At 70.8% G+C, this 14,189-nt stretch carries 13 protein-coding genes; 3 read left to right on the top strand and 10 right to left on the bottom strand.

All coding sequences use genetic code 11. The features are described from left to right. Positions 1–215 precede the first annotated feature (215 nt). On the top strand, positions 216–998 hold the full coding sequence (locus ACLQ26_RS04680; RefSeq protein WP_425743243.1) for a 3-hydroxybutyrate dehydrogenase: 783 nt from the start codon (positions 216–218) through the stop codon (positions 996–998). Between the two features lie 14 nt (positions 999–1,012). Further along, positions 1,013–2,932 (top strand): helix-turn-helix domain-containing protein, encoded by a 1,920-nt coding sequence (locus tag ACLQ26_RS04685; RefSeq protein ID WP_425743244.1) that lies wholly within the window; start codon positions 1,013–1,015, stop codon positions 2,930–2,932. 121 nt (positions 2,933–3,053) lie between these two features. Here ACLQ26_RS04685 and ACLQ26_RS04690 read toward each other — a convergent pair whose 3' ends face one another. From ACLQ26_RS04690 to ACLQ26_RS04710, 5 genes are all read right to left on the bottom strand, one after another. Beyond that, a complete protein-coding gene (locus ACLQ26_RS04690) occupies positions 3,054–3,662 on the bottom strand; it encodes a TetR/AcrR family transcriptional regulator (RefSeq protein WP_358154503.1) in 609 nt (202 codons plus the stop codon). Positions 3,663–3,673: 11 nt separating this feature from the next. Beyond that, positions 3,674–5,242 (bottom strand): MFS transporter, encoded by a 1,569-nt coding sequence (locus tag ACLQ26_RS04695; RefSeq protein WP_425743245.1) that lies wholly within the window; start codon positions 5,240–5,242, stop codon positions 3,674–3,676. Positions 5,243–5,363: 121 nt separating this feature from the next. After that, a complete protein-coding gene (locus ACLQ26_RS04700; RefSeq protein ID WP_425743246.1) occupies positions 5,364–5,993 on the bottom strand; it encodes a transcriptional regulator in 630 nt (209 codons plus the stop codon). A 205-nt stretch (positions 5,994–6,198) separates the two neighbouring features. Next, entirely contained in the window at positions 6,199–7,362 is a 1,164-nt protein-coding gene (locus ACLQ26_RS04705) for an acyltransferase family protein (protein ID WP_425743247.1), read from the bottom strand. Positions 7,363–7,417: 55 nt separating this feature from the next. Beyond that, positions 7,418–8,722, bottom strand: coding sequence for a glycosyltransferase 87 family protein (locus ACLQ26_RS04710; protein WP_425743248.1), 1,305 nt, complete (start codon positions 8,720–8,722; stop codon positions 7,418–7,420). Positions 8,723–8,880: 158 nt separating this feature from the next. Here ACLQ26_RS04710 and ACLQ26_RS04715 point away from each other — a divergent pair, with 158 nt between their 5' ends. Continuing rightward, positions 8,881–9,738, top strand: coding sequence for an SPFH domain-containing protein (locus ACLQ26_RS04715; RefSeq protein WP_425743249.1), 858 nt, complete (start codon positions 8,881–8,883; stop codon positions 9,736–9,738). 12 nt (positions 9,739–9,750) lie between these two features. Here ACLQ26_RS04715 and ACLQ26_RS04720 read toward each other — a convergent pair whose 3' ends face one another. From ACLQ26_RS04720 to ACLQ26_RS04740, 5 genes are all read right to left on the bottom strand, one after another. Then, positions 9,751–11,019: an FAD-dependent oxidoreductase gene (locus ACLQ26_RS04720; protein ID WP_425743250.1), complete on the bottom strand. Its 1,269-nt coding sequence runs from the start codon at positions 11,017–11,019 to the stop codon at positions 9,751–9,753. Beyond that, positions 11,012–11,575 (bottom strand): TetR/AcrR family transcriptional regulator, encoded by a 564-nt coding sequence (locus ACLQ26_RS04725; protein ID WP_425743251.1) that lies wholly within the window; start codon positions 11,573–11,575, stop codon positions 11,012–11,014. The genes ACLQ26_RS04720 and ACLQ26_RS04725 overlap by 8 nt, the downstream gene beginning before the upstream one ends. A gap of 109 nt (positions 11,576–11,684) precedes the next feature. Beyond that, entirely contained in the window at positions 11,685–13,058 is a 1,374-nt protein-coding gene (locus ACLQ26_RS04730) for a permease prefix domain 1-containing protein (protein ID WP_425743252.1), read from the bottom strand. Next, a complete protein-coding gene (locus ACLQ26_RS04735) occupies positions 13,055–13,378 on the bottom strand; it encodes a PadR family transcriptional regulator (protein WP_425743771.1) in 324 nt (107 codons plus the stop codon). The genes ACLQ26_RS04730 and ACLQ26_RS04735 overlap by 4 nt, the downstream gene beginning before the upstream one ends. A 236-nt stretch (positions 13,379–13,614) precedes the next feature. Further along, positions 13,615–14,154, bottom strand: a complete 540-nt coding sequence (locus tag ACLQ26_RS04740) for an RBBP9/YdeN family alpha/beta hydrolase (protein WP_425743253.1) — start codon at positions 14,152–14,154, stop codon at positions 13,615–13,617. Positions 14,155–14,189 lie beyond the last annotated feature (35 nt).

The following is a 14,189-nucleotide window of genomic DNA, read 5'->3' on the forward strand; positions in this document are numbered from 1 at the left end:
CGCGGAGATCTTGGACAGTTTCCGTCATCGGCTGACGGAAACTGTCCAAGATCTCGCGGTGTTCGCCGCGCGAGCGGTGAGCAGGCCGGCCACCGCGCCGCTGCGGCGGAGACTGCCGGTGGGCGGGGACGGCGGTCGGGCCACACAGCAGTGGTACGGAGTATGTGTCGCTGCCCCATGTGCCGCAGGGCACACAGCTCGTAACTTCTTGCGCCATGACGGCAGAACCCGTGGCGGTCCCCCACGTCGTACAGGTCAACCTCGCCGGTCGGACCGCCCTGGTCACCGGGGGCGGCAGCGGCATCGGGCGGGCCTGTGCCCTGCGGTTGGGTGCGGCCGGCGCCACGGTGCTCGTGGTGGACCGCAACCTGGAGGCGGCCAAGGCGGTGGCCGCCGAGGCCGGCGGACGCGCCGAGGGCGTGGATCTGGCCGACCCGGCGGCCGTGGACGCGCTCGACGTGGACGTGGACATCGTGGTCAACAACGCCGGGCTCCAACATGTGGCGCCGGTGCAGGACTTCCCCGTCGAGCGCTTCGAGTACATCCAGCGGGTCATGGTGGAGGCGCCGTTCCTGCTGATCCGCCGCGCGTTGCCGCACATGTACGCCAGGGGTTGGGGACGGATCGTCAACATCTCCTCGGTGCACGGCCTGCGCGCCTCGCCGTACAAGGCGGCCTACGTCTCGGCGAAGCACGCCCTGGAGGGGCTGTCGAAGGTGGTGGCGCTGGAGGGTGCCGCGCACGGGGTGACCGCCAACTGCATCAACCCGGCGTACGTGCGGACGGCGCTCGTGGAGAGCCAGATCGCCGACCAGGCGGCCAGCCACGGCATCGGCGAGGCCGAGGTGATCGAGAAGGTCATGCTGGCGCGGGCAGCGATCAAGCGGCTCATCGAGCCGGAGGAGGTGGCGGAGCTGCTGGCGTACCTCTGCGCGCCGCCGGCGGCGTTCATCACCGGCGCGTCGATCGCGCTCGACGGGGGCTGGACGGCCAACTAGTGGTCCCGAGCACAATGTCGACCATGTCGTCGCCTGTGGAGTTCCTCGAACTGCTCGCTCGCGAGGCCGCCGCGGTGGAGTTCGAAGGCCCGTTGGTGGCCGCGCGCGCCGCCGGGCTGCCCGCCGACCGGCTGGCCGAGCTGGAGCAGGCCAAGACGGTGGCGTTGCGGGTCCGCGCGCTGCTGGAGCGCCGCCGACGCCGCGAGACCGAGCTGTCCGGCCTGTACGACACGGTCAGCGACCTGGCCGGGCTGCGCGACCTGGACGACGTGCTGCGGGCGATCGTGCACCGGGCCCGCAACCTCCTCGGCGCCGACGTGGCGTACATGACGCTCAACGACGACGAGCACGGCGACACCTACATGCGGGTGACCGACGGGTCCGTGTCGGCCCGCTTCCAGCGGCTGCGGCTGCCGATGGGCGCCGGCCTCGGTGGCCTGGTGGCCCAGTCCGGCGCCCCGTACGTCACCGCGAACTACGGCGAGGACGCGCGCTTCCACCACACCGGGGAGATCGACGCCGGTGTCGGTGAGGAGGGCCTGGTGGCGATCCTCGGGGTGCCGCTGCGGCTCGGCTCCACCTCGATCGGGGTGCTGTACTCGGCCAACCGCTCGGCCCGGCCGTTCGCCCGGGAGGAGGTCGCGCTGCTGGTCTCCCTCGCCGCGCACGCCGCCGTGGCGATCGACACGGCCCGGCTGCTGGCCGAGACCCGCTCGGCGTTGGCCGAGTTGTCGGCCGCGAACACCACCATCCGGGCGCACAGCAGCTCGGTGGAGCGGGCCGCGGCGGCGCACGACCGGATGACGGCGCTGGTGCTGCGCGGCGGCGGCGTGGAGGACGTGGCGGCGGCGGTGACCGAGGTGCTGGGCGGGGCGTTGCTGGCGTTGGACGCCCAGGGCCGCCTGCTGGCCCGGGTGGGCGAGATCGACGAGCCGGACCGGGCGGACATCGTCGAGGCGGTGGCCGCGTCGCGTACGGAGGGACGCAGTGTGCGCCGCGGCCCGCTCTGGTACGCGGCGGTGGTGGCCGGCGCGGAGAACCTGGGCGCGTTGGTGCTGCGTCCCGACGACGAGCTGGTCGACGCCGACCAGCGGATCCTGGAGCGGGCGGCGCTGGTGACCGCGCTGCTGCTGCTGTTCCGCCGGACCGTGGCCGAGGCGGAGGGGCGGGTCCGTGGCGAGCTGCTCGACGACCTGATCGCCCGGCCGCTGCGCGACACCGACGCGCTGCGCGCCCGGGCGCGTCGGCTCGGCGTGGACCTGGACGCGCCGCACGTGCTGGTGGCGGTGGGCGACGACGCGATCGCGGCGACCGGCTCCGCCCGACAGCGGGTGCTCTCCTGGGCCACCACGTACGCCTCGGCGCGCGGTGGTCTGGCCGCGGCGCGCGACGGTCGGGTGGTTCTCATGCTGCCCGGTCAGGATGCCGGCGGCAGCGCCCGCGCGGTGGCGCGGGATCTGTCGCGAGTGACGGGTCGGCCGGTGACCGCCGGGGCGAGCGGCCCGTCGACCGGGCCGGGGACGTTGGCGGGGACGTTCCACGAGGCGGATCGCTGCCTGACGGCGCTGGGCGCGCTGGGCCGCGCCGGTCAGGGGGCCAGCACCGCGGAGCTGGGCTTCGTCGGGCTGTTGCTGGGCACGGTCGGTGACCGGGGTGAGAGGGACGTGGCCCAGTTCCTCACCGCCACGGTCGGCCCGGTGGTCGACTACGACGCCCGGCGCGGGACGGCGCTTGTGAAGACGCTGGAGGCGTACTTCGGGGTGGGCGGCAGCCTGGCCCGCGCCGCCGAGCAGTTGCACGTGCACGTCAACACGGTGACCCAGCGGCTGGAGCGGGTCGGGCAGCTGCTCGGCGCGGACTGGCAGCGGCCCGAGCGGGCGTTGGAGGTGCAGTTGGCGCTACGCCTGCACCGCCTGCGCGCGTCGAACGCCTGATCGCGGATCGGCGCAGCCGCCGCCCACCAGCCCGGGGCCACCGCGAGAGCCGGCAGCCACCCGCCCGGCCAGCCCGGGGCCACCGGGCACGGACCGGTCGGTCAGTGCCCGGTGGGCCGGGTCAGCGGGTCAGGATGCCCGCCAGCACCGCGTCGACGACCTGCTCCGGAAGGGTCTGCTCGTTCAACTCCGGGTTCCACTGCAGCACCCGCTGGATCAGCATCGGTCCGGTGAGCAACGCCATGGTCACCTCGATGTCGAGGTCGGGCCGGAGCAGTCCCTCGCTGATACCTCGCCGGAGCACCTCGCGCATGAGCTGCCGGCGCGGGGAGATGATGTTCTGGTACAGGCGGAAGTGGTCCGGGCTGCGGTTCACCTCCGGCACCAGGCAGGGCATGATCTTCGACGCCCGCGGGTCGACATTCTTCCCGATCGCGCCGACCAGCAGGATCAGATCGTCCCGCAGCGAGTGCCCCTCGGGCTGCGGCAGGATGCCCTTGAGCCGGCGCAGCGCGTCCAGCAGCAGCGCGTCCTTGCCGGCCCAGCGGCGGTAGATGGTGGCCTTGCCGACCCCGGCGCGGGCGGCGATCGCCTCGATGGAGAGCGCCTCGATGGTGCTGCCCTCGGCGAGCAGGTCGAGGGTCGCCTCGATGATCGCCTCGTCGGCGCGGAGGCTCCGCGGTCGCCCGGGCGACCGCGGAGCATCGGCAGTGGAGGTCATGTCGGACATCGTCGGAGAACCTAGGCCGTCCCGGCCAGCTCGGGCTCGGCGGCGGGCGCCGCCGACGCCGGAGCCAGGGCGTCACGACCCGGCATCCAGCGCAGCGCCACAAGCATGCCGAGGGCCGCGACAATAGCGGACAGCGCCGCCGCCCAGTGCATGGCCGTGACGAACGCGTCGTTGGCCGCCGAGATCAGCGTCGGCGCCGCCGGGCCGAGATTTCCGGCGGCCGCGTACGCCCCGGAGATCGACTCGTTGGCCGCGTCGCGGGCCTGCGCGGGCAGGCCGGTAAGCGCGTCGCCCACGTCGCTGCGGTAGACAGCCGAGAGCACCGAGCCGAGGACCGCCACGCCGAGCGCGCCGGCCACCTGGCGGACGGTGTTGCTCACCGCGGAGCCCACGCCGGCCTTCTCACGCGGCAGCGCCGACATGATGGACTCGGTGGCCGGCGGCATGATGTTGGCCATCCCGACACCCTGGATGAAGAAGACGAGAAGCACGACCCAGATCGGGGTGGACGCGCCGATGAAGGCGAACGCGGCAAGTGCCACCACGGTCAGTCCCAGTCCGACGGCGGCGACCGCCCGGCCGCCGTAGCGGCGGACCATCGCGGCGCTGCGCGGCGCGAAGATCAGCTGCGCTCCGGCGAAGGGCAGGAAGAGCAGGCCGGTCTGCAGCGGGCTGTAGTCGCGCACCAGCTGCAGGTAGAAGGAGCTGAAGAACATCACGCCCATCGCGGCGAAGAACACCAGGCCGACGATCGCCACGGGCGCGGCGAACCGGGGCACCTTGAACAGCCGGACGTCCAGCGACGGGTGCTCGGAGCGCAGCTCGTGCCGGACGAACCAGGCCAGCACGGCGAGGCCCACCAGGATCGAGCCCCAGGCCAGCGGGCGGTCGAAGCCGTGCTCGCCGCCGTCGATGATGCCGTAGGAGAGCGCCACCAGGCCGACCACGGAGAGCAGGACGCCGAGCAGGTCGACGCGGCCGGGGCGCGGGTCACGCGACTCGGGGACCAGCAACGCCACCAGGACCACGCCGGCGACGACCACCGGGACGTTGATCAGGAAGACCGAGCCCCACCAGAAGTGCTCCAGCAGCGTGCCGCCGAGGATCGGGCCGATCGCCACGGCCAGGCCGACCGCGCCGGCCCAGACGCCGATGGCCCGGCCGCGCTCACGCGGGTCGAACACGTTGGAGATGATCGAGAGCGTCACCGGCATGATGGCCGCGCCGCCGACCCCCATCAGGGCGCGGGCCGCGATGAGCTGCGCGGGGCTGTCAGCGTACGCGGAGAGCAGTGACGCCAGGCCGAACAGCGCCAGCCCGACCATCAGGAAGCGCTTGCGGCCGGCGCGGTCGCCGAGCACCCCGAAGGTGAACAGCAGCCCCGCGAAGACCAGCGTGTAGGAGTTGATGGACCACTCCAGCTCGCCCTGGCTGGCGCCGAGGCCGTGCACCGGGTCGGCCAGTGTGCGCAGGGCGACGTTGAGGATCGTGTTGTCGAGGACGACGACGAGGAGGCTGATCACCAGCACCCCCAGGATCGCCCACCTCCTCGGGTGTCCCGTGTTGTCGTGCAGTTCCATGCCCGGTTCTCCCCCCGGTTGCACCCGTCGCGCAATACGATACGGGCCAGTCTCGTAACGGGGACAGCCTACGGGCGCAGATTAACGATACGGAACCGATCCGTATCGTATGTGGCGGGCATCACGCCCGCTGAGCCGCCAGACAGGCGGCGACGGCTGCCGGCAACCCGTTCAGATGGCCCACCGGCGCGGCGAGCGGCTCGATCCAGCCCGGCCCCGCGCCGTACACCCGCAGGTGGGGAAAATCCCTGGCGAAACGCACCAGGCGGTACGCGCGGCCGGTGACAGGCGTCTGCGACCAGAGCACGACGGCGTACGGGCGAGCCCGGTACACCGCGCTGGTCAGGGCGGGCCAGGGCAGCGCGGGCCCCAGGTGCAAGCAGCCGCGGCCCTGCTCCCGCAGGGCGGCGGCGAGCGCGTGCAGGCCGAGGGAGTGCGCCTCCTGCTCGGCACCGGCCAGCAGCACCCCGCCGGTGGGCAGTGACCGGCCCGGCTCGCGCCGGTGCACGTCCAGCCCGACGCGGACACCCTCGGCCAGGGCGTGTTCGACGGCGACCTCGGCGGCGGTACGCCCCGAGAGCCCTGCCAGCAGCGGCCGGCAGACCTGCTCCCAGAGCGCCGGCACGCCCCACTGCGCGGCCAACTCCCGCGTCAGCAGGGCGACACGGTTGCCGTCCAGGTCCTCGGCCGCCAGAAAGACCCGTTTGAGCGCGGTCTGCACGGCATCGGCCGGCATCGGATGGGTCAGCACCAGACGTACCCCCGGGTAGGCGTTCTCTACCCGGGGGTTCGCTGAAACGACGCACGGTGGATGCGCCGTCGCGGGATTTGCCGGCGACCGCGTGACGCACACGCAGCCCACTGATGACACCGGCCGGCGCCCCGTCGGGGCGCCGGCCGAGCGTTTGTGTGCGTCCTGGAGCGGCGCCGGCACACTCAGCGCGCGGGCCCCGCTGTCAGCGAGTGGTCCGAAGTTGGCGAATCGAGTCGTTGAGCTGCCGCTTCATCCAGCGAGCGGCGGGCCGTTCGACGAACCGGTGGATCAGCCAGGCGGCGATGAGCAGACCGGCGATCAGCGTCGTGATCAGCAACCACGGCGACAGGTGGTCCTGGAGCCGGTCGATGACGGCGAGCCCGACCGTCTGGTGAATGAGGTACAGCGGGTAGGTCATGGCACCGGCCGTCGCGACCCAGCCCCACTTAACCCAGGAGAAGACGTTGAGAGCGACAGCCGCCATCACCACGACGAAGGCAGTCACGACGACGACCGTCGGCGCGAAGGCGACGTCGCGGGCCTGGGCCAGGATGGGCAGCCAGGTGATCGCGATCAGCCAGGAGAGGCCGACGATCGCCCACAGCAGCAGGTTCGGGCCGAAGCGGTAGATGAGGTAGAGGGCGATGCCCGCGATGAAGTAGCTGGAGTGGCCAGCCGCCACGACGGTGCTGAACCACGGACTGCCGAACTTGGGCACGACAAGCGCGGCGACGGTCCAGATGGCGCAGAAGGCGACCACACCGCGGTAGGTCAGGCCGCGCGCCACGAGGATGGCGAAAAGCAGGTAGAAGACCATCTCGACGGTGAGCGTCCAGTACGACAGGTCGAGGTGCCGGATGCCGAGGAACTCCTGCATCATCGTCAGGTTGCCCACCACGTCGCGGAGCTTGAGGTCGACACCCCTCGGCACGGCCACGAGCACGGCTGCGGCCAGCAGGACTGCGAACCAGTAGGCGGGGTAGAGCCGGACGACGCGGGAGACGAAGAAGTCACCGACGGAGCGTCCCCAGGCACTCATGCAGATGACGAAGCCGCTGATGATGAAGAAGAGTTGCACGCCGAGGAAGCCGTACCTGGAGACGGAGTGCAGCAGCCCGAAGTGGGACGCGGCGGAGGGCTGCCAGGCACCGGCCTTGTCACCGACGAGGTGGTACGCGACGACCATGAGCGCAGCGCCGAGGCGCAGCCCGTCGAGGACCAGCAGGCGCGGCCGCCGCCCGCCCGCTGCCGGCTCGGCGGCCGGTGCCTCCACCCCGGCCCGCCGGGGCAGATCCGCGCGTTGGCCGGCCTGCATCGGCTCGATGGTCTGCGCTGCGACCGCCTGCTCGTCCATCGCCTGCGTCATCGACGTCTCCTGGTGCTCGCGGCGGTTCCGTGCCTCTGTCGCCGTAGAAAATTGATCATCCGTTCGCGGTGTCGACGGCCGGCAGGACCGTCCGTTGCGCACGCGACCGCCAGTACAGCCACAACGCGGCGAGCGCGAAGAGCACAAGCGTCGTCGTCACGTAGGGATCAACCGCGAACCGCCGGGCCAGCCCGTCAAACTGGTTAGACTGCCAGATCAGGCCGCGCGGGATGACATCGCCACGATAGGGGCCCGGCCACATGAGAAACGGAGCGATCGCGGCTACCGCGACGACGCCGGCGATCAGACGTGCCGCGCCGCGTGAGCGACGCGCTACGTCGATCAACACCACAGCCATCGGGCCGATCCAGAGCCAGTAGTGCGACCAGGTGACTGGCGAGATGAGCAGCATGGTGAAGCCGACGACGACCATGGCCATCGCTTCCTCGCCGTGCCGCTGGAGCGCGGTGGCCAGGGCGAGGCCACCGACCAGCACGACGGCGACGGAGAGCATCCACCAGATGGTGTTGTGCTGGTCGGTCCCGAGCAGTCGGGCGGTGAACCCCTGCAGGGACTGGTTGCCACCGTAACGCACGCCGGAGATCACCCGGTGCGAGTCGAACGCCCGCCCGGTCAGCCAGTAGTCGTACGAGCCGCCCGGCTGGATGATCGCGCCCAGCAGCGTGAGCCCGACGAAGGTGCCAGCCGCGACGATGGCGGCCCGGATTCGCCTGGTGAGCAGCAGGTAGACCACGAAGAGTCCGGGCAGCAGCTTGGTCGCGGTCGCGGCACCGATGCCGACGCCCTTGAACCGGCTCCGGCCGGGCAGGGCGAGGTCCGCCACGACCAGCAGCATCACGAAGATGTTGATCTGGCCGAGGTCGAGGTTGCGCTGCAGCGGCTCGGTCCAGACCAGCACCGCGCCGACGGCGGCGACGAGACCGAGCCGGCCGCCGGTGCCCTCGTAGCCGAGCATCTTGGTGGTGAACCACAGAGCGAGGAGCATTGCCGCGATACCCACGATGTTGAAGACGGTGAGCGCGGTGCGCGGATCGAGCAGCGTCAGCGGCGTCAGGAACGGCAGGGTGATCGGCGGATAGGTGTACGGGATGGCCAGCGAGGTGTACCCGAGCTGGTAGACCGGCTGCCCATCGAGGAACGCGTGGGCGGCCCCGAGGTACATGTTGAAGTCCGTCCCACGGAACGGCCGGTCACGCACGAAGGCGCCGTACGCCGCGAGCGAGATGGCCAGCAGGGCCAGGCCCGGGACGAGGAGCCAGTTCGGCAGGGGGGTCCGCGGGGGCGCGGCGTGATCGGCCGGTACGTCGGTGGCGAGCCGGCGGATGCGCTCTATGGTCATAGTGGGCTGGATCGTAGTCGGGTCGCAGCCCCGGTGGGTTGCGGCCCCCCGCGTCTTCGCCGCCAAAGGACGTGTGCGGACTCCACTCCCCGGCCCGGCGGGCTTGACCGGACCTCCTAGGTTGATGATCCACCCAGCCCTACGGAAGGTGCCACCCCATGCCCGTCGGCTTCACCATGGCGATCGTCTTCGCCGTCGCCCTGGCGGTCAGCGCCGTCCTGGCTCTCGTCGCCCCCGCGCGGCCACTGAAGCGGATGGCCGCCCTCGCGGCGCTCGCCTTCCTCGCCCTCACCCTGCTGGTCGGTGTCGTCTCCAGCGCCCACTCGGTGCCGATCCGCTCGGTCGGCATCGTCACCAGCTTCGGCAAGCCCACCGGGAAGGTGACCGGCTCGGGCCTGAAGTGGGTGGCCCCCTGGCAGAAGGTGGGCGAATGGGACGCGGGTCGGCAGAAGTACGACCACATCGGCGGCAACAACTGCGTGCGCGTGCGTACCGGCACGCTCGCCGACGCGTGTGTCGAGGTGCTCATCGAGTGGCAGGTCAAGCCGGAGAACGCACCGAAGCAGTTCATGGACTACAAGGGAGACTTCGACAGCTTCCGGGGCCAGCGGGTGGGCGTGCAGCTCGACAGCGCGGTCAACGACGCGTTCGCCGCGTACAACCCGCTGGAAAAGATCGATGATCGGACCGGTGACCTCAACGTCGACCTCAAGCCCTTCGCGGCGAACATCAAGACCAGCGCGGACACCCGCCTCGCCAGCGACGTGGACATCCTCTCGGTGACCATCACCCGGGTGAACCACGACGACAAGACCGAGGGCAACATCAAGGCGTTCCAGGACAAGCTCGCCCAGACCCGCAACCTGGAGCAGGACCGCAAGAACGCCGAGATCTCCAAGCAGATCACCGAGACCAACGCCAAGGTCGACAAGGTCACCCGCTGCCTGGAGATCGCCGAGAAGAACGGCGCGAACCCGGGCCTGTGCATCAACCCGGGCATCGTCACCGGCAAGTGAGGGAAGCGCTCGTCAGGCGGCCCGCTCCCAGTGACGTGGGGCGCTGATCCTGGCCCAGCTCGCGCCGAACGTCATCCGGCGCAGCGGTGCCGCGATGCCGCAGAGGCCGAACCAGCCACGGGTCAGACCCACGCTGAGCGGGTTGCTCGTCATGCCCTGGTGGAGGGTTCGCATGGCCAGGTCGACGGCGTGGAACCCGTACTCGCGCATCTCGGTCTCGTACTCGCCGATCGCGTCCAGCAGCGGCAGGTGGCCGTCGTCGGCCAGCGACAACTGGCGGGTGAGCAGGGCGGCGTCGCGCAGCGCGGTGTTGGCGCCGTTGCCGCCGGCCGGCGGCATGCCGTGCACGGCGTCGCCGAGCACGGTGACCCGCGAGGGCACCCAGGGCGCCGGACGGTCGGACGCCTGGAACGGGAACGCGCTCACATCGCCCGGTGGGCACCTGTCGATCAGGTGGCGTAGCGCGGGGTGCCAGTCCGTGATCAGCCCCGCGACGTAGGTCTTCACCTGCGCGCCGTCGAGGCGCTCCGGACGCGAGGGGAACAGGTCGGTACGGGCGACGAACGCGCACAGCAGATAGTCGTCCCCCATCGGCTGCTGGCGTTCGAACACGGAGGTGAACAGGAAGTACGGCGCACCGGTCACGATGAGGTTCATGCCAGTGGCCAGCCGGGCGGGCAGCCAGGCTCGGGTGTCGTCGTTCAGCGGCAGCTTGAGCCCGACGCCCACCGCACCGGTGTCCCGCTGGGTGGCGGTCGGCAGGTACTGCGCGCGTACCCGGGAGTTGATCCCGTCCGCGCCGACCAGGACGTCGCAGGTTTCGGACGTCCCGTCTCCGAAGTGCGCGGTGGGGCGACCGTCGGCGGTCAGCTCGTAGCGCTCGAACGCCCTGTCGTAGTGGACGACGTCGTCCAGTCCGTCGAGGAGAACGCCGCGCAGGGTGGAACGGTCGACCGGGTAGGCCCGTTCCGCGGGATCGGGATCGTCGGGATACATGACGGCGTCCTCCACGAGGACCAGCGTGCGCAGGTCCGTGCCCAGGAAGCCGAAACCGCCGCCGGGCCGGCCAGCGGTGTCGGTGAACGCCTGCCAGTGTCGGTCGGGCAGGCAGGCACGCAGCGACCGGCTGCCCGCCGGGTTGATCGCGAGACGGTAGCGGTCCACCCGGTCGTCGCGGTGGCGGTCACGCTCGTACACGCTGACGGCGATGCCGTGCTTCCGCAGACCCTGGGCGAGAGCGAGGCCGCCGATGCCACCGCCGACGATGAGCACGTCAGTCATGGGTGAGCCTTTCCGGTGCGAAGAGGTCGCACAGTTGGTTGACGACGGACTCGGCCCGGTCGGGACGCAGGCGAATGCCCTTGACGGTGGCGATCACCAGCTCGACGCTGGCAGCGACGTCGAGGTCCGTCGACCAGACATGCCGCGCGACGCCCTCGGTGAAGATCGCCTCAAGTGCGTCCCGCCAGCCCTGTTCGTCGCGCTCGATGTCGGCCCCGGTGGACTCGTCCCGTCGGGCCCGCAGATCGAGCTCGTCGAGCACGATGAACAACTCGGGCCGCCGCGCGACGGCGGTGGCGATCTCGCGGAGGTGGTGCCGCAGTCGGGCGGCGGGTTCCAGGTCGGTGTGCATCGTCGCCTCGAATTGGCTTGTCACGTGTTCGAGCACCGCCGCGATCAGATCGGCCTTGGTCCGGAAGTAGTGGTGCAGGGTGGAGTGGTCGATGCCTGCCGCTGCGGCGATCGGCCGCAGTCGGAACCCCTCGAAGCCGCTCTCGGCGATCGCCGAGAATGCCGCGTCAACCAGCGCCTGCCTGCGGTCGTGCCGTTCCGTCATCCTCACCCATCCCCAACCAAGCGGTTGGTTGATAGTTCAGCATCATTGTGCCGCGCTGTCAACCAACCGCTTGGTTGAGGTGGTCGGAGAGGGCCGTGCCCATCGGCCTCTAGGCGTAACTGAACAGCGGGGGGAAGACGAGGACCACGATCCAGGCCCATGCGGCGTAGACCGGCAGGTAGCCGGTCTGCCAGCGCTCGAGCGCCGCGAACGGCGTACGCCGACGGAGGAAGCTCAACAGCAGCCACGCCGACCACGCGAGGTTGACCAGGAGGATCACGTTCTCGCCGAGCGCGGCCGCCCGGTTGGGCGTACCGCCGTAGTTGTCGGTGATGCGGCCGGTGATCTCCACCAGCACCAGCACGTCGATGGCCAACGCGCTGACCACGAGCGCGAGCTGGAGTTTGTCGAACGCGCCGGGCGGGGCCAGCGGGTCGCGGGCCGAGAGCGAGTAGAGCAGCAGCCCCAGCACCACGACGAGCAGCAGGTCGAACAGGATCAGCGCCTCGCGCTCGACGTCGATGCCGTGGCTGGTCCAGACGACGGCCACGAGGAAGGCGAGCAGGGCGGCGGTGAAGAGCGGGGTGAACAGCCGGGTGAGGACCGGCGCGATGTTCTCGACGACACTCTGCTTGGCCTCGACCAGCCACCCGGCCACGACGACGGCCGCCGCGGCGCCGCAGGGCAGGAGCCACTGCGAGACGAACGCCTCCGGAACGATCCCGATTGCCGCGAAGGTGTTGAACAGGAACGCCGCGAGCACGCCGCCGCCGAGGGCCATCAGGACGTAGTAGATGAACCACTCGCCGGTGAAGCGGATGAAGTCCATGCGTCGACGCGACGAGCGCCAGTCGTCGGCGACGTAGGCCAGACCGACCACGAGCCACAGGGCGATCGGAAGGTGGACGCCTGTGACGACGACGGACTGCGAGTCGTCCGCCAGGGGGTAGACGTTCGCCGCCACGGCGCCGAGGACGAACAGCGCCGCCAGCACCGCGATCACCACCGGTCGGGCTCGCCGTCGCCAGGCCAGGAACGCCGCCAACCAGGGCAGCGCGAACAGGGTGGCGTTGCGCGCGTAGAAGGAGCCGTCGTCCTCGAAGTTCCACCCGAACAGCGCGGGCGCCTTGACGGACACCACCGCGCCGGCCGCGCAGCCGAGCATGACCCACAGGTCCCGACGGGAGCGCGGGCCGGCGGCCGGGCCGGAGTCGCCGGTCAGCACGAGCTGCTTCCACAGCCGTTCGGAATGCTCCCGGGCGAACTCGCGGGAGAGCTCGTCGAGGCTGCCCATCCGTTTGACCGCGACCAGGAACGCCTCGTCCGGGCTCAGGCCCGCCGCGACGAGTTCGTCGACCGAGCCGCGGAGGTGGTCTTCCAACTCGTCGGCGTCCACCGACTGCAACTCCCGACGCCGCAGCACGTAGCGCCGCCACTGGGCGAACTGCGCCTCCAGTTCCTCCGGCCCGTCGTACGCCGTCACGCGAGGCCCTCCAGCGGACGCGCCGTCAGCGGCGTACGGTCCTGCCAGATCTCCTTGAGCGCGCCCACGACGGTGTCCCACTGCCGGCGCTGCTCGGCCAGCTCGGCCAGGCCCCGGTCGGTGATCCGGTAGTACTTGCGCTTGCGCTCACCGGCGACCGACTGCCAGTTGGCCTCCACATAGGCCAGGCGCTCGAGCCGATGCAGCAGCGGATACAGCAGCCCCTCGGTCCAGTCCAGCTCACCTCCGGACAGCTCGTTGATCCGCCGGAGGATGGCGTAGCCGTAGCTCTCCCCCTCGGCCAGGATGCCGAGCACCATCGGTGTCGCCGACGCGGCCACCAGGTCCTTCGCGACCTTCACGAGACCTCCCACCCCCAAACCCTAGAAGTACGATGCATAGTACTGCTAGGTGTTTTCCGGCCGCAACGACTCCGGAGCGGAAAACCCGTGGGGCGTCGGTGGATCCCGCGCGGCTCGACGGCGCGTGCGGGTGGCTCGTCGCGAACGGCGCCGGCTGCAAGGTCGACGTGCTGCGGGCGCGGATGTGACGAGCGTCAGGGAATGAGTCGGTCGAGCAGCTCGAACCGCTCGTACGGCTGGTCGTAGTCGCCGAAGTGCCCGTCGTCGCGCACGATCTGGGTGCCGCCGAGCCGCTCGAACATGGCGCGTCCCTGCCTGTCGTCGCAGCCGTACGGATCTTCGCGGGAGTTGATGAAGACGATGTCGCGCACGTGCGACCGGATCGCGGCCCAGTCGTAGCTCTCCTGGAGCACCGGTTCATCGCTGGTGTTGGGCTGGGTGCAGTAGCCGGCGACCAGGATCGCCTGAGCGACGGTCACCTCGACATGCTCCAGGAACGCCAGGAGGAACGCCGCGCCGCCGGAGTGGCCCACCAGGACGGTGTCCTCGTCGACGTGCTGCCCGGCCAGCACCGTCGGCAGGAACGTCGCGATCGGCTCGACGTTGAGGCCCGGCAGGTGCGGCACTTCGACGACGTAACCCCGCGCCTCGAGCCGCCCCGCCAACCAGCGGTACCAGACGACGTCCGGGTTGCCGCCGGTCCCGTGGAAGATGATCGCCTTGCGCCCCATCATGTCCCCTTCGCGTCGACGACGATGCTCCTGATGCG

The organism is Micromonospora sp. DT43 (assembly GCF_049841645.1).
Taxonomy (GTDB): Bacteria; Actinomycetota; Actinomycetes; order Mycobacteriales; family Micromonosporaceae; genus Micromonospora.